This is a genomic window from Sphingobacterium sp. NPDC055431 (assembly GCF_053644255.1).
The window spans coordinates 1-16,575 of the sequence record NZ_JBSHLH010000010.1; the positions used below are offsets into that span (position 1 = coordinate 1).

16 protein-coding genes are annotated in these 16,575 nt (G+C 36.0%); 5 read left to right on the forward strand and 11 right to left on the reverse strand.

Annotated features, from left to right (window positions below; genetic code table 11):
* The first annotated feature begins 916 nt into the window (after positions 1 to 916).
* The gene (locus ACWIB3_RS10355; protein WP_185212076.1) at positions 917 to 1,078 is read left to right on the forward strand and encodes a hypothetical protein; all 162 of its coding nucleotides are present in this window, start codon (positions 917 to 919) and stop codon (positions 1,076 to 1,078) included.
* Between the two features lie 34 nt (positions 1,079 to 1,112).
* On the forward strand, positions 1,113 to 2,735 hold the full coding sequence (locus ACWIB3_RS10360) for a hypothetical protein (RefSeq protein WP_454291544.1): 1,623 nt from the start codon (positions 1,113 to 1,115) through the stop codon (positions 2,733 to 2,735).
* A gap of 84 nt (positions 2,736 to 2,819) precedes the next feature.
* Here ACWIB3_RS10360 and ACWIB3_RS10365 read toward each other — a convergent pair whose 3' ends face one another.
* Positions 2,820 to 3,653, reverse strand: coding sequence for a glycoside hydrolase family 16 protein (locus ACWIB3_RS10365; RefSeq protein ID WP_454291545.1), 834 nt, complete (start codon positions 3,651 to 3,653; stop codon positions 2,820 to 2,822).
* 6 nt (positions 3,654 to 3,659) lie between these two features.
* Positions 3,660 to 4,373, reverse strand: a complete 714-nt coding sequence (locus ACWIB3_RS10370; RefSeq protein WP_254527032.1) for an SOS response-associated peptidase — start codon at positions 4,371 to 4,373, stop codon at positions 3,660 to 3,662.
* A 361-nt stretch (positions 4,374 to 4,734) separates the two neighbouring features.
* Here ACWIB3_RS10370 and ACWIB3_RS10375 point away from each other — a divergent pair, with 361 nt between their 5' ends.
* Together ACWIB3_RS10375 and ACWIB3_RS10380 are read left to right on the forward strand one after the other, a co-directional pair.
* Positions 4,735 to 5,265, forward strand: a complete 531-nt coding sequence (locus ACWIB3_RS10375; protein WP_454291546.1) for an O-acetyl-ADP-ribose deacetylase — start codon at positions 4,735 to 4,737, stop codon at positions 5,263 to 5,265.
* 72 nt (positions 5,266 to 5,337) lie between these two features.
* Positions 5,338 to 5,853, forward strand: coding sequence for a GNAT family N-acetyltransferase (locus tag ACWIB3_RS10380; RefSeq protein WP_313257913.1), 516 nt, complete (start codon positions 5,338 to 5,340; stop codon positions 5,851 to 5,853).
* 1,059 nt (positions 5,854 to 6,912) lie between these two features.
* Here the strand turns inward: ACWIB3_RS10380 and ACWIB3_RS10385 are convergent.
* The 4 genes from ACWIB3_RS10385 to ACWIB3_RS10400 all read right to left on the reverse strand — a co-directional run bounded on the left by ACWIB3_RS10385 (position 6,913) and on the right by ACWIB3_RS10400 (position 9,683).
* Positions 6,913 to 7,305 carry a barstar family protein gene (locus ACWIB3_RS10385; protein ID WP_313257915.1) on the reverse strand — a complete coding sequence of 131 codons (393 nt, stop codon included), beginning with the start codon at positions 7,303 to 7,305 and terminating at the stop codon, positions 6,913 to 6,915.
* A gap of 59 nt (positions 7,306 to 7,364) precedes the next feature.
* The gene (locus tag ACWIB3_RS10390) at positions 7,365 to 7,700 is read right to left on the reverse strand and encodes a hypothetical protein (protein ID WP_254527030.1); all 336 of its coding nucleotides are present in this window, start codon (positions 7,698 to 7,700) and stop codon (positions 7,365 to 7,367) included.
* 153 nt (positions 7,701 to 7,853) lie between these two features.
* Entirely contained in the window at positions 7,854 to 9,467 is a 1,614-nt protein-coding gene (locus tag ACWIB3_RS10395; protein WP_454291547.1) for a hypothetical protein, read from the reverse strand.
* Between the two features lie 54 nt (positions 9,468 to 9,521).
* Complete coding sequence (locus tag ACWIB3_RS10400) at positions 9,522 to 9,683, reverse strand: hypothetical protein (protein WP_185212114.1); 162 nt, start codon at positions 9,681 to 9,683, stop codon at positions 9,522 to 9,524.
* A gap of 575 nt (positions 9,684 to 10,258) precedes the next feature.
* Here ACWIB3_RS10400 and ACWIB3_RS10405 point away from each other — a divergent pair.
* Positions 10,259 to 11,086, forward strand: coding sequence for a glutaminyl-peptide cyclotransferase (locus ACWIB3_RS10405; protein ID WP_454291548.1), 828 nt, complete (start codon positions 10,259 to 10,261; stop codon positions 11,084 to 11,086).
* Here the strand turns inward: ACWIB3_RS10405 and ACWIB3_RS10410 are convergent.
* From ACWIB3_RS10410 to ACWIB3_RS10430, 5 genes are all read right to left on the reverse strand, one after another.
* The gene (locus tag ACWIB3_RS10410) at positions 11,083 to 11,469 is read right to left on the reverse strand and encodes a VOC family protein (RefSeq protein WP_313257926.1); all 387 of its coding nucleotides are present in this window, start codon (positions 11,467 to 11,469) and stop codon (positions 11,083 to 11,085) included. The genes ACWIB3_RS10405 and ACWIB3_RS10410 overlap by 4 nt on opposite strands.
* Before the next feature lie 38 nt (positions 11,470 to 11,507).
* The gene (locus tag ACWIB3_RS10415; protein WP_454291549.1) at positions 11,508 to 12,227 is read right to left on the reverse strand and encodes a DUF2071 domain-containing protein; all 720 of its coding nucleotides are present in this window, start codon (positions 12,225 to 12,227) and stop codon (positions 11,508 to 11,510) included.
* Positions 12,228 to 12,283: 56 nt separating this feature from the next.
* Positions 12,284 to 13,006 carry a sugar-binding protein gene (locus ACWIB3_RS10420; protein WP_454291550.1) on the reverse strand — a complete coding sequence of 241 codons (723 nt, stop codon included), beginning with the start codon at positions 13,004 to 13,006 and terminating at the stop codon, positions 12,284 to 12,286.
* Complete coding sequence (locus ACWIB3_RS10425) at positions 13,006 to 13,251, reverse strand: hypothetical protein (RefSeq protein ID WP_185212063.1); 246 nt, start codon at positions 13,249 to 13,251, stop codon at positions 13,006 to 13,008. The genes ACWIB3_RS10420 and ACWIB3_RS10425 overlap by 1 nt, the downstream gene beginning before the upstream one ends.
* Positions 13,252 to 13,678: 427 nt before the next feature.
* Complete coding sequence (locus tag ACWIB3_RS10430) at positions 13,679 to 16,564, reverse strand: hypothetical protein (protein ID WP_454291551.1); 2,886 nt, start codon at positions 16,562 to 16,564, stop codon at positions 13,679 to 13,681.
* Between the last annotated feature and the right edge of the window lie 11 nt (positions 16,565 to 16,575).

Below are 16,575 nucleotides of genomic sequence, written 5' to 3' on the forward strand. Positions count from 1 at the left end.
CTGAACGTCAATCCAAATTGGATAATAGTTTAAGTTTGCATTGTTCCGAGATACTTCGGATGAACCTCAGTATGACTAAAAAAAATAGATTCTTCGCCTTGCTCTGAATCCCTCTTTAGCGCATTTTTATTCTGAACGATCAGTGAAGAATCTGTACGGTTCCACTATAACCATCCCTGTCATCGTCAATCTTCGATTGACGAACTGTACGCCAATACAAAATTCCATGATTTTAAAATTGTTTATTGTATTGTACCGAGATCCTTCCTGCGTCAGGACGGCAGCGTGGCGTTAAACTATATATGATTAGGCTTGTATTGTTCTGAGATTTTCGAAGATTTTTAGAATACGAAAAAAGCCTTCACAATATTTTACCTAAATTCGAAAAGGAACAATTGCAGGCTCTCCTCCCTTCCCTAAAATTTTCAACTAAGAAAATTCTACTATTTCTGTAAATCTCGATAGACCTTTTGACCTTATTCGAGACACATTCCGAAATTTCGCAATACAACCAAACCATTTCTCGAATATGCCTCGAATGAATCCCGAACAAGGCAAGGAAATAAAGTCCAATTCCAGCCATCCATTTCTTCCTAAAAACTGATGGCCCTCTCCTATTTTCCTACGCAATCTCAAGTCTAACCTTATCCATTTCAGTCAATTATTTACAATTATTTAAAAGGTCATTTTCACACTTTAGAGACCATTACCACATATCAATAGCAAACTGTAGTGATGAAACGACAATTTAAAATTAACTGCTATTACGCATATCTTCTGCAGTAAAGAAAATGAATTTCCTACTTATTTTTACAATGTTTTCAAAGTGAAGACATTAGAATATACCGAAAATCACTAACTATTAACGCGTAATTCTAAAATTTTATAAAGTATCACTAACTAGGTGCAAAGCATTATGGATAAAACTTACATGAGTCCAAAAATCGAGGTCCTCGATATCCATCTTGAAGAAGGTATAGCTTCAGGATCAGCATTTGTCCGCCCTCATAACACTGATAATGAGCTGATGGACCAATGGTACCAAGACGATCAGGAAACAAAAAATATCGATTGGTAATACAAACACACAAAGAATAATAAAAACCTACAAAATGGAATTTACACTACTGAACAAGATGGCTAGATTAAAAAGTATGTTCTTTATAGCGATTCTGCTACTTAGCTTTCAATCTTGTAAAAAGTCAGGCTCTGATCCAGTTTCTGGAGAACTGACGACCGTAAAAGTAAAATTATCGGTTGGCTCACCTGAAGAAGAAAGAATAGCATACGGAAGCAATAAATCAACTAAGAGAGCGCCAGAATCCAATGTACAATTATCAAACGTACAGATCAGCGATAATATGAGCATGGAAGTGATGGTAATCCGCGATGTTGAACCTTCTACGATTAGAAGGACTTCTTCTGCAGACAATGCAGCCAAAGCAGCAACACAAACCGTGAACTCAACTTTGACTCCTGGCGTGAAATACCGCATTATGGTTTATAATAATGCAGGTGCTCATCAAGGGAATTTCGACTATATCTATGGTAGCGAACCTACAACTGGTGGCATTCAATTAAATGCTGGTGAAACCTACACTTTTGTAGTTTATTCAGTGAATAGCTCGACAGATTTACCAAATGTGAGCAACCAAGGAAGCTTAAGTACAGCAAGTCTGAATAATATCTCCAGTGATCTTATGTTCTTTAAAAAGTCAGTGAAATTGACTCACGGAGATAATAACCTGAACGCCGTATTGGTACATCAATTTAGCCAGATTACGACGACCATTGAAATGGACGATAGTATGACTGGATCTATTGAAGCAATTTCAAATGCCCGTTTCTCTCCAACAAAAGCTAGTGGTTCATTGAAATTCAGTGATGAAAGTCTAAGTTTCCCTAATCAAAATGGGCAAACTAATGTGACATTTCCAACTATTACATCTGGTATGAGAAGCATCAGTAGTAATCCAACATTTTTGATCAGCAAGAGTGTTACGGATGCCATCTTTACTTTTGGATCAATCACTTTAGATGCGGAGACCCAAACTGGAATTCAAGTTAAGGATGTTAAGATTACCCCGGGACATAAATACAATTTAGTATTACGATTCAGAGCATGTACCCAAAACGTGACCTCAGATGCCATGAACTGGAGATACAAGGAAGAAACTTGGAGAGAAGGAAATTGGTTTACAGGCTATACAACTTATATTGGCATCATAAAAGACGGCAAAAAAATTAAAAACAATGAGATAATAACAAATGATTTTAGTGCACCACGAGCTGATTATGGTTTCCAATTTGATATTACCGAATTAGACAATGCATTGAATATGCGCGTAAATGGTAAATATATTTTTGGAAACAGTTACGCAGACCAGATCCAATTCCAGACTAACAATAACTTAGGTACTGTACGTAATATTGAATTTGAAGACGGCACAGAATACGCTAAAAATGGTATTGATGAGGCTTACAACCTAAAAGGTACTTTGGCAAAACCATTGATCCGTATCATGATCAGTCGTACTGGAGAAGTGACCATGTTAGGAAGCAAAACCAACGAAGGACCATTGATTCCATTGCGCTTGAAAGGTGGCAAGCAATTCAATAATGTTACCTGGAGTTCTACAGGTTCAAATACCGTAGTAGTAAGCCAGAAAGTGGACGGTAGGACGATTGTTGTTGGTAGAGGTTATGGAAGAAAAAGAACCGACTGTCCTAAATAGCATAAGCCCCATTTAATAACAAGGATATAATTTTTAAGATAACGGCCAAATGTAATATTTGGCCGTTTTTATTTTGCCAAGATTTTATTGATACACACGCACCCAATCTATTTCCATGGCTACAGGTAATTGTGATTGATCCACCTTACCTACCCAATTTCCACCTAATTGTTGATCGATCAAGATAAAAAAAGGTTGATCATATGGCCATTGTGTTGGGTCAACTCCTTCTACCCTTGGATAGGTAAAAGTATCCTTTCCATTCAATTGAAAAACAATTCTGTCAGGGTACCATGAGATTCCAAAGACATTGAATTCATCAGGTTCTATGGCCGTTGTGCCAGAATGTGGCGGATTGTCTTGATGACCAAGATTTAAGGTATAATGGGAATGGGTTGTCTGATAGATTATTTTATCAAAGTTAAGGTGCTCCATGATATCGATCTCTCCATTCATGGGGTATTTGCCGTATTTATCCAATTCAGCTAACATCCACATGGCCGGCCATGCACCCTGTGCACTTCCCAATTTAGCCCGAATCTCAATCCGGCCATATTGAAAGGCAAATTTGTTCTTGCTCCAGATCCCTCCTGTGATAAAGGGCCTAGGGTCTGAGGATAGGTCTGGATTATTGATACCTAGTAAAAACAAACTCCCATTTTCCATTCGGAAAACGGCATCTGAAGTACTCATATGTCTGTTCCAATCAGATTCTCCTTTGGGTATCCGGGACCATTTTGTTGAATCTATCCCTGTCCCGTTAAAATTATCCTCCCAGATCAATTTCCACTTTCTATCTGCCCTATTTTCTTTTTGGATATGGATATATGGTTTGTCCGCCATCTTTTGCGTGACTGAACAGGACCCCAATAAAGTAATGAAAGTGAGTCCAAGGAGATATAGGTTTTTAGTTTTCATAGCAGATTAAAATAGAGAAGTTTGTCCAGACCAAGGTTTTTGGATATCGGGACGATTGGTATTTCCGCTGCGATCAGCTGTAACCCGATGCACTTGGTGGGCATTTAATTCCTTTGGGTATGGAATCATCAATTGTTTGATTTCCTCTTTTCCTTCTGCAAATAACCAAGCATCTCTTGACTCCTCGGGAATTACCAATGGCATCCTTTTCTTTTCATTATGGACCTCCTCAAGCAGTTCATTTGCAGCTGTTGTGATCACGGAAAAAGTAGGATAAGTTTCACCAGTTTCCTGATCCGTGAAATTGGAATATACAATCCCCAAACTGATGATTTCATGCTTAGGAGCATAAATGAAGTAATTCTCAGTATCTTTTTTTCCGGCGACCTTATGGGGTTCATAAAACCCGGTTACATACAATAATCCTCGATTATTGTGGATGTAGTTTTTATAGCTAGCTTTTTCGAAAATACTTTCAGCTTCGGCATTGAGGGTGTTTGCATATTTACCGGCATCTGTTTCCGTCTTCACCCAGCTGGGAATCAGCTTCCACCTCGCCTCGATCACAGCATCCGAATCTTGGTTTAATGTCACTGGAAGATAGGGCCTAGTGAATCCTGAAATATGGAATATTTCATTTTCATTCGGATAGTATACCTTCTTTTTGGGAAGTTTATTTTTTAATTCTGATTTACTTGGAGAACCAACATGATAACACATAACTGTAAGGTAGATTTCATTTGAAAATAATAATTATTATACAATAAAACGCATATTTTAATTGCAGGAACACAAATGGAGATAAATCAACATTTATTATTTCCAATAAACAATTATACCCCAATAGCTTGGGGTATAATCTTATGCAAATTGACAATAAATTGTAAACTAATTTCTGAAAAGAGTCAATCTGCAATTTTATGGTTGTATTGCGATGTGCGTTATAACAGTTTTAATGTTCTAGATAATTTTCAAACAATTTAAATGTAAATTGGTTTTTGAACATTTGATTTTTTATAAATAATAAAAATATTAAACTTTTTTCACCGGAATTGATTCATTCATAAAGGTATCTGAAAATATGGGGGATAAAATAAAACTGGAATTGGGTGATATTACCAAATGTCATGTGGATGCTATTGTAAATGCAGCAAATACTTCATTATTGGGCGGAGGAGGTGTTGATGGTGCAATCCATCGGGCTGCTGGACCTTCACTATTAGAAGAATGCCAACAGATCCGCAACCGGCAAGGAGGTTGCAAAACAGGCCAGGCTGTCATAACCCATGCAGGTAATCTTCCCTGTAAATTTGTAATTCATGCCGTTGGTCCGGTTTGGAAGGATGGGAACCATAATGAAGATGAGCTTTTATATAATGCCTACTTCAATAGTTTAGTTTTGGCTAGTAAAAATAATGTAAGCAAAATTGCATTCCCTAATATCAGTACCGGAATTTATGGTTTTCCAAAAGAAAGGGCTGCAAAAATTGCGATTCAGGCGGTAAAAAATTATTTAGCTGAAAATGAATCGATTGGAGAAGTAATTTTTGTCTGTTTTGATGAGGAAAACCTTAAGATTTACCAGAAATCGTTGGATATAACTATAATATAAACGTCATAACTTGGATTTCAACCATCCAAATTGCCTATAATTCGATAAATTAGGGTCCCAGGACTTAATATTATGATTGAAATCAAAGTTGCATCTATTGATGACTTGCTCATTATTCAAAAAATTGGTCGAGAAACATTCCTTGAAACCTTTGAATCCAGAAATTCCGAATCGGATATGTCTGCATATATTAATGATCGTTTTTCCGAAATCCAGGTTCAGCATGAATTGAAAAACCTGGAGTCTATATTTTATATAGCTTGGGACCAGGAAGACCCTATCGGCTATCTGAAATTAAATATTGGTCAGGCCCAGACCGAGTATAAGCTGGAAGACCATATCGAAATAGAACGAATTTATGTCTATGCAAGCCATCATGGCAAACAAGTTGGTCAGCTTTTATTTTTTAAGGCCCTTGAAACCGCAAAAAGTTTAAGGGTACCGACGATTTGGTTGGGAGTCTGGGAAGAAAATGCCCGTGCCATCAGTTTCTATAAGAAAAATGGATTTGAAGAATTTGACAAACATATTTTCAGGTTAGGTAGTGATGAACAGACGGATATTTTAATGCGAAGGGAAGTTGGGTAATACCCTAAGGGGGTGAAATACTTTTCTTTACCCTTTTGTGTCACCCTGAAGGCTCCGCCGAAGGGTCTCGGAACTATTCGATCTTCTTGTGAAATAATTTTCAATAATGATTTCCAAAGCTTGAAAATAAAATAATTCTCTTCTTTACTTTTGAAGCGCAAATTAACCAAACTGACGAAGGAGCTCAGGGATACCAATCCTATTGTTACTTTTGAAGAGCAAATTAACCAAACCGACGAAGGAACTCAGGGATACCAATCCTATTGTTACTTTTGAAGAGCAAATTAACCAAACCGACGAAGGAACTCAGGGATACCAATTCTCTTCGTTACTTTTGAAGCCCAAAAGTAACCAAAAGGCTTCGGCTCATTTAAGATGGCTTTTCGCACAATCCAACACACATGAAAAGAATGCCTTGATGTCGGGAATATCTTCCTCACGATCATCCCTTTTGATGGGATGATCGTGAGGAAGCATTCCAAGGCCAATCCCATCGCGCAGGGCAACGGCATTCTTTCCATTTTTCCGCCATTGGAAATGAGCCGGGAGCTAAAGGACTTCCTTTGGAAGGATGATGTTTGTTTTGAGTAACCCCTAGCGGGCATGAAATACTTTTCTATACCCGTTCTGTGTCACCCTGAGGGCACCCCGAAGGGTCTCGGAACTATCCATACTACATTTGAAATGGATTCCTCATCTTACGATAGCGGAATGACAAACACTTCAAAAAAAAATCAAAAAATAGATTCTTCGCTTCACTCTGAATCCCTCTTTAGGGCATTTTGATTCTGAACGATTAGTGAGGAATCTGTACGGTTTTCCTTCCACCGACCCTGTCATCCTTGACCTTCGGTCAAGGAACTGTACGCCAATACAAACTATCTAAGATTGACGAATTGTTCGCCAATCAAAATTGTATTATAGTGTAAGTTTGCATTGCTCCGAAATACTTCGGATGAACCTCAGTATGACTAAAAAAAATAGATTCTTCGCTTCACTCTGAATCTCTCCTTAGCGCATTTTGATTCTGAACGATTAGAAACTTTTGGACGTTGCGCCTTATTTTTTGATCAGTTCGATATTGGAATGTTCAGCGATAATTTCTTGGAGGATTTCGAAATAGGTCTGCCCCTTTCCTTCCCTTAATGCATCCAATCGTTTTTGGATAACGGAAGAATCGAAATCATCGGGATGCTCTAATTTTTCTTGATAATAATTTATGGTGAATTCAGTTCCTAAAGCTTCTCGATTGGCTTCAAAGTTTTCCCAGATCAATGTTATTTCTTCCTTTTCACGGATGGCTCCAAAACCTCCGTACAATAGGTCATCAAATGCATCCAAACTTTCCGCTAATTGCCAGCTTTCATTTTGCATAAACTTTCGGTTTATTTCTTCGTAAAAACTGGATTTATCGTGGATTTGGCTACCGTCAATTATGATTTCTTTTTTCATGCGTACACAAAAATAGAAATTTTAAGGAATCTGACTAAATAGGAAGTAACAGCAAAAAGCTATTCCGTGTAATCCTTAGTACAGCTGTTATAAACCATAGTTTTATTGGCAACTTCATTAAAGTTTTCAAAATCTACCTTTTCTAGGTCACAAGTATAGCCATATTCTGGAGAAGCAGTAAGGCAAGAAATACACACGACATCTACATAATATACCGTTTTGCCTTTATAGATTCCTTTATAGAGATTGGTTTCATACGCACCTTTCTCGGTACATCGTATTTCTTTCTTGAAATGGCTTCTTAATTTTTTGGAGCAAGGTGAAGCATCTTGACCTTCTTTTTCACAAGCCGTAAACAGTACTATGGCTAGAGCTAAAAACATAATTCTCTTCATAATTGACAATGGTTTAATATTAATAGAAATGCTGTGTATTAACTAAACGATTAAATTTATCTAGATGCTACAAAATTGAATACATAAAAAAAGCCTGATTTCTCAGGCTTTTTCCTACAAATTATGTTTATAAAAAAATTAATCTTTTACTTTTTATTTACAAGCAATTTTAGCTTGACCGTAACCTCTACCTACAACAAAAGTTGTATTGGATACTTTTTGAGTAACCTTTACGCTATTCGTTCCAGAAGTTTTCCAAGGCACGTTGTTGAATTTCAAAGAACCTTTTAAAACCATTTGAACTAATGGTCCATTGTTTGTTTTGCTACCTAACATGGTCACTTCACCTGTTTTACTGATAATGATTCTAATCATTGGAGTAGCATCAGTTCCTCTAAGGTTCCAAATATCCGGAATGCCACCTTTACCATGTTCCGTTCCATCAGCAAATTGAATGTTACGAGTAATGATTCCTTCACCATTTGCTGTGTTATCGTAAGTTTGGAATTGAATCTGGCCTTCTTTAGGATCAGTTAAGATCTGAACTCCATTAACTTCCATATTTACGGCATTGTCCAATTGGAAGATGTCAAATGTAAAGCCGTAATTTGAAGCAGGAGCAGAGAATTCTCTCGTCAATAATTCTCCATTTTTCCAAACTTTACCTGAATTTGGATCATAACAACCCTTACGGTCACCAGTTTCAGGAAATTTCCAGTTTAAAGCATCATTCGCCAATTTCACTTCCTGGGTACAGGTTCTGAAGTTCAGATTCAGGTTATACTTACATCCAGGATTTACCTTAATATTAGCGATCGAAAAGTTTGTCTTGGTTTCATCATCAATTTTAATAATGCCAAAATTCAATGTTTTGTTGGTAGATGCAGGGTTGATAATCAAGGTAGGAAAACTAGTAACGTCCCTTAATCCGGTTCCCAAAACAGGGAAATTGATTGCTGCAAATGTGTTTTGGTCATTTTTGTAAGCGATTGTTTCGCCATTGAAATTAAAGGTAGCACTAGCATCCACTTTTCCGATGGTTGTGTTGGTCAAGGTCTTGATAGAGCCTGTCATTTTTGAATCCATCGTTAATCGGGTGGTAATCATGCTGAATCTATGTTTTAGGATTACCCCTAATTTATTGTCACCATAGGTCAGTTGTTTATCTTTAACAATAAAGACCATTAAATCTTTAGATACATCAACCAATTTTGCATTTGCAAATGTATTAACACCATTGGTGTAGATTAATGTAGGTAAAGGATCATTAGCGCTGTTGATGGAATAAGCTACAAAAGTATATTTTTTACCAGCATCTAAGCTCATCGCACCTGCAGAAGCTTCACTACCATAGGTATAATCCTTCGCTTGATTAAAAGTTCCATCTGCATTGAAGGCTACCAATCTATACTTGGTACCTTTGGTCAATGGAGTAGTTTTCGTTACTGCTGCTGCCATATTAGCATCAGAACCACGGTAAGTAGTTTGGTTACTCACAGTTCTATTTGATCTATCATTGTCTTGGGACATTTTCAGGTCCACTACAAAATCATCATAAACCAATGAGGTATCTTTTACGAGCCCAGATGCAACAGAGCCTTTGGTGCTGCTTTTCTTATCGAAGTCAATATTGTCCTCTTCAAAAGAAATCCCATCAATCTGAACATTAAGTTTTGCTTCTCCATTGCCCCCAACTGGATCATCAGACCTCTTACAAGATCCAAAACTAAGCATGAGGACTGCCAAGAATCCAATACTAAATTTCATACTGATTTTATTTTTGATATTATTCATGTTCTATTTCTTAATCAATTTTTATTATTACCAATCGATATTTCTATTATCATCATCCTCTTCAGTCCATTGGTCTTGGACCACATTGTTACCATTTTGAGGATATACTTTTGCAGACCCCAATGCGATGTCCACTTCCATCTGTACTTTAACTAAATGAACATGGGGAGTTTTGTAGTGCTTTTTCATTTCTTTAACCTCCATTACGGTCTAGACTCAAAACCAAAAAGAAAAAACAATTTTTCCTATCAGTTAAGATTTAGCCGCAATTTTGTATGCCTTTTTATTAATTTTTTAATAGTTGTGTGCCATAAAATTATGGTCTACAAAAATACACAGGATTTCGATTAGCTGAAATCAATAGTATCTATTTAGTGCTGTTAATTATTTTTTGTAGCCCATGGCCTACACGAAATTAGCGTGTAAAAAAAGTAGCTAATATGATTTAGTTAGCAATCAGCTTAATGTTGACTTCAATTTATTAAATTTTTTATATATCGAAAATCGATAAAAAACAGAAAAATATCTTCGTTTAACGGCTTTAAACTGTGTTTTAAAAAACAGGATTTTCAAATGTTTTAAGCAAGATTTTAAGCAGATGAGCGCATAATTAGCTAATCATGAAAAAAAGGATTTTTGGACTTATTGGATACTAATATTAACGTCTGGTTTTATTTTATTGAAAAGGAGTAAAATACATGTTTGAACATGTATAATTTCAGCCGCTTTAACTATATTAGTAACTAAGAATGCAATTAATTACGATGAATAAGAATATTATTTTTCTGTCTATTATAAGTTTGTCCCTACTCTATTCTTGTCAACAGGGAACTAAAACAGAACCTATTCAAGCTAGTCAAAATTCCACGCAAAGCCCTATTCCGGAAGCTATACCTCTCACCTATCAGATAATTGGAACACTAGACCACGATACTTCAGCTTTTACCCAAGGCTTTGTTTTAGACCAAGGAAGTCTAATTGAAGGGACAGGTCTTGAAAGGCTTACCCGAATCAACAAAATTGATACTTCAACGGCAAAAGTTGAAGTACTCAAGGCAAACTATGAGAATGAAGTGTTCGGTGAAGGAATAACCATACTGAACAATAAGCTTTATCAATTGACTTATATGAACAATAAAATCTATCAATTTGATCTGGACAATTTAAAGCAGCCCAGCGGCACACATAGCTGGCAGAAAGAAGGCTGGGGATTGACACATGATTCTACCTCCTTGATATTAAGTGATGGTTCCTCCACGTTGTACTACCTTAATCCGGTAAACATGGCAATCATCAAAGAATTAAAGGTCATAGATAATATGGGGTCAGTCGATAGCCTGAATGAATTGGAATATGTGGAAGGTTATATTTTCGCTAACCAATGGGGCTCTGATTACATTTATAAAATAGACCCGGAAACAGGCTATGTGGTAGGAAAAATAAGTTTTGAAGGGATCTTACAACTTTACGACAAGAGTTTTCAACCTGACCCTGAAAAGGTGTTGAATGGGATTGCCTGGGATCCTATGAATAAATTTATGTTTGTTACTGGAAAAAACTGGCCTTTGATATTTAAGATAAGGATCAATTAACCTTCATAATTATGGTCTTCAGTGATACTAATGTAATACCCATCGAGATCATAAAATGAAAATTCCATTTTTTGGGAATTCATATTTCTATGAAGATCTTCAATCATCTCAATCTGCATTTCTTTTGCTGTATCGTAAATCCCTTGGTAATCCTTGGTCTTAAAATATAAGATTAAGCCATTTCCATGTGCAAGGTCTGGGTTTTCCATGCTAGGATGATGATGTTCAGCCCATTGATGTAGGCATATAATGGTTTCACCCGAAGAATCTTGCAATACAGCGAAATTCTCGCCTCCATGACTGTTATGGAGGTTTAATAACCTTTCATACCAAACGGCACTCTTCTGTACATCTTGCACAGCGACAATAGGATCTAGTTTCATATTTATCTGCATTACCATACGCTATATAGCAAGAACAATTAAAGACAGGAAATTGATTTCATAGATTGCCATTCATGTTCGATATTTAACATTATTACGGCATGGTCAAATTGGATAGAGCCTTCAGGAAAGCGGTTTTTATCATCAAAATAAGTCGATTTTATGTTTTGTACTTCTAATGGACTTATCTCCCAATTGTAGGTGTTTAATTTCAGTCCATCGAATGATTTTCCATTTGGTGAATAACCAATGGATCCTTTTTCAAAGAACTGGGATACCTCGTCAATGTTGTCGAATATTGAACCTAATGGAAACTCTGAGGTTCTCCTGGCGTCGATTTGGATATGATTCTGATCGGAACTGAGCGAATCTAGGTGATAATTAGCATTAGATTCTCGAATATTGAAGTTTGCAAAGTTATGTTTTCCAGGAAAAAACCTACCTCCTACTAAAGTGTTCAAATAGAGACTGGTATCTCTTCTGGGAATATAGACCCCTTCACACATTTGGCCGGATTCATCTGTCCATTCTACAGCAAAACGATGGGCTGCATTTTCAGAACTAACTCCAAATAATTTAGGAAAACCTTTCGGCTTGATAGATTTGAGCCGGACCAAGCAGATGCCTACAATTGCTTTTCCTTTATATAATTTTGGCGTAAATGGAGCTGGCAAGATTCCGCTAACGACTGTAGGATCTGCAGTATAATTGACTAATATCCTTCTTTCTATAAACCCATGGATCTTTGGTATATTCATCGGGAAATGCTAGAGTCTTTATTGTTAAAATTTTTATGAGTAATTTACAAATTTCATTACTTTCCAAATTGTACCTTTTTGAATGCTGATGGAATATGGAAATCTGGCTTTATACTAGTGGGTTTAATCCAAGATATCCAATTGATTGATTTCTCATTCCATTCCAGACTATCAATTTCGCCTCTGAATAAGCCTAAATATACTGATTGCCCGGAATTTGAATCCATTATACTTTTAATAAAATCCATAGGAATCTTACCTTCCAAAATGTAGCCATCAGGTTTTATTTTTGACTTTACTTCTAAACTTTCTAAATCCCATCCATAGTCAAACTTTCTATAATGGCTTGCCCTATAGTCTAAAACCTTGGCACTTGGGGATATTTCAAAACAGTAATATTCTTTTAAACCAAGATCTACTGATAAGAATATCTCTCCTCTGTCGCCTCTACCTACATCTTCTTCTTTCTCAAATTTCTTTTCTACGATATTATTATCCTTGATATCAAAATAGAAATAGAAATAGGCCCCATCATGAAATGCCTTAAAGATCGTCTTCCCAAAGTTTTGATTTCCCCAAGGAGATATAAATTGATCTACGGTGAATAGATTTCTTTGATTATTCCAGTCGGTTAGATTCCCATCTATAGAGATGGAATGGCTTTTTTTGAATGGAATTAATGGGATTTCAGAAGATTGCGCTATAGTAGCTTTGGGAAGGCTAAACAATCCGGTCAGAAGGATGAAAGGAAATAGAAAAGATATTGGTCTTTTAGGCATTATAGATTTCTTGATTTGATCTCGTCCTCTAATTCCTTTGTGCTATTTTTGGATTTCACAAACCAATAGACAAATAATAATGGGAATAACGTAAAAAAGCTGAATCCTTTATTATAGAAGCTGTAGGCTGCTACACCTACCGCCGCCCCGATCAAAAGTGCATTGATCAGATTGGTTGACTTTAATTTCTTTTGCTCTTGTAGGAGCTGTTCGTCCGTCAATTGGGAATATTTATTTTGGTTCATAGATTTGGGAAATTGATTTTTATTTTAACGAATATAGAAAAATTGGAGGGAAAGAATGTTAATCTTATGATCAGTCTATAAAAAAACAGCCCTCTTTTTTAGAGGGCTGTTCATTCATTTTTAATTTTCCGGTTCCTTTTCGGCTTCATCAGGATCAACCACAAATCCTATGAAATAGGTTATTACATTTAAACCTAGCATGACATACATGGACCATCCAGACTGATGCGTTAACACATAATAAGAATATCCTAGTATGAACAGAACAAAAAGTATGTTGAGAAAGTAGGCTTGATTGATATTCTTTAAGCTTGTTAATCCGAACTCGTTTTTGACAGCTAAGGCATTTTGCCTTTTACTGAATAAAAAGAAAAAGATGATATATGCTAAAATGCCTACACAAATATTAATAAACATGACAAAAATATTAAATGGTTAAACTTTGCTTGATTTGATTAATTAACTGATCCCTTTCGTTGAGATCGGACGTAATTGCTTCGTTAGTATGCTGCATTAAATCCTGATTGAGTTTTTCTAAAATTTCATCATTGCTTTTATTTAGAGCTTTCAGGGCTTTAATTTCATCTAAATACTTTAATCGACGAACCATACTTTTTGCTTGCTCCGCGATTATTCCGACCATTTTACCTGATAAATCAGCAAGGTATGGTTTGTCCGGAAAGTTTTCAATCATCAATTTTTCTAAATAACCGCTCATCCTTTCTTTAATGGAATCCTCATCTCGCAATTGCAGAAAATTCGTTTTGGTAATAAAAGAATCCATTTGATCCGAAATCAATTTAGTTTCATTCACATCAAAAGAACCTTTTTCCATTCCTGTTGAAACTCCATCTATGAATTTCTTACGTACGTTGTCTAATAAGGCAACCGTATCAAGTACTTTATTGGCTGCATTCGAAATTTTCCTAGACACTAATTTGCTTTCATCATAGCTTTCAGCCCCTTTAACTGCCTTAACGAAGGTCAGGTTACTTAGGTATTCTGCTGGGTTCAATAAATTGTCCCGAAGTCCTTTTTCTAAAATATCCTTCGAAATCTTTAAAACAGTATTGATATTCGCTGGATTTATATCTGTTAATACAGCGTCCATATTGTTTTCTTTAAAATACTCTTTAACTTCCTCTGAAAAACCCTCAATTGACTTTGCTATGTTGACATTTTCTTTTTCTAAATCAACGATACGACCCTTATAATATGAAATGTCCTTTTTTAATTTTTCAATTTCATTTGTACTTGAATTAAATTCAGCCTCGTATGGTTCGAAAAAAGTAGACCATTTAGCAAATACATGATCATACACTGCTGTATTTAAGCCCAAAGACAAGATCTTAGAAATCATTCCTGGTTTGGTTGGCTGAATATTCAACAACATTTCATATAACGGCTTAACCTCATTTTCAAGATATGCCCTTTCGTCATCTAAAAGTTTTTCTAGATTTCCAATGCTTTTATGATGTTCTAAGACATCCAACTCATTCGCACGCCTTGATAAAACAAGTCCTTCTCTTTCCTTAAAAACCGGAGACTGCTTAAATTCTCCATATTTGTTCAGTAGGCTCTTTAATTCACCTCCTAAAATATTGTTGAAATAGCTTCCATAACACTCTGCCAAAGGAATAAATACCTCGCGAATATTGGTGTAAACCTCAAATAACCTCCCCAAATCAACCAGGATCTTTTGATAATCTGGAGCAAAGGAAAGTTTCATAAACTCAATATCCTTCTTAATTTCCAAACATTTCTCCTTAGATAGGGACCTTGTATTTGAAAAGTTTTCTAATACTTTCATCGCAACTTTGCCAACCTCCTTTCCAATATGCTTTTGCTTTAGCTTGGAATAGACCATCTTATCAACAACATTTGAAAGTGATGAATCTAATTGGTCTTTTACCTTTTGTAGATTTTTATCTGCCTGATCTAAAAACGCATCGTATTTACCTTGAATCTTTTCAAATTGCGTATCCAAATCGTTAAACATGTTCTCTACATCCAACCATTCAATTTGATTGAAATTGAATAATTGTGGGTATGAATCATAGATTTTCTCGCCATACACATCTTTTAGGACGCAAATTAAATCTTCCCTGTCAAAGCTTAACTGAATTCTTAATTGAGAATATTCATTGATGGATTGTAAAATGGAAAATTTAGCAAAATGGTATTCTTCCAGAATATTGGTATAGATTGAATATACTTCTGTAGCCCTTTGCGTAAATTTCTTCACGTTACTCGCGCCAGTGATGGAGAACCAAGATTCTTTAGGTAATTCTATTTTCTCAAAATTATTTTTGAAAATGTCTAACGTTTCTCTTATCTCGTCCTCAAATGATAGGTTTATCATTTCACCTAATACCTTAAGGCTTTCTGCAGAATTTTTTACCGTATCAAAAGTCAAGCTCTGTTCTGCTACAATCAGACTGCCATCTTGGCTTAATGGCTTAGAGATGAAATTATTAACGAAATATTTATCCGCATTCTTCTTTTTGTAGATACTTAATGTTTTATAATAAGACTGATATGCCTGCATAAAACTCGAATCTTCATATAAACGCTTTTGAAGAAGATTGGAACTATTTAGGTATTCAACAATATCAGATCGAGTATACTGGGTCTGATTAATTTCACATTCACTGAGTAATTTATCCATTACTTCGGAAAAAGAATTATCAACCAAACCGTTATCGTTATTTAATACCTTCAGCATCTTCGAAACATAGCCATCATGCCTAAACCAGTTGTGTGCCCAGTTAGGGACCATAAAAATATATCCACTTGGGTCTTCATGAGGTGCACAATCAAGCTGATTGCCAATCGCTAGTGAAGCTTCTCTTACCGTCATGCCGCATACATGGGCTACTTCCTGCCTGAGCAAGTCATAAGTTACTTCACGGATCATAGCCGCAGTAACACTCCTATCCGCTAAGGCTTTGGCTGTATTTTCATTGGAAGCAAGTATTTCGCGTAATTGCGCTTCATCTGGAGTTCTGACCACAGGAGAAATCCGTAATCCCCAAAAACAGTACTCTCCATCAATTTTGAACATTTCAAAGGGAGTGTTTGTATTTCGAGCATTACACTTTTGGGCTAACTCGGCCAATTTATGATTGCTGATATTCTCTAACAATTCGTTAATGATGGGCTGATGTCTCAATTGACCATAGGTATAACCTTCCCTATTTATTCCACCTGAGCCATTAGGAACGTCATTATCATCTACCTCACAGATTTCAACCGTGCGGATGTTAATTAGACCTGGATAGTCAGCATAGAGATTTTTAAATTTCTGTTTCATTTCAGTTAATA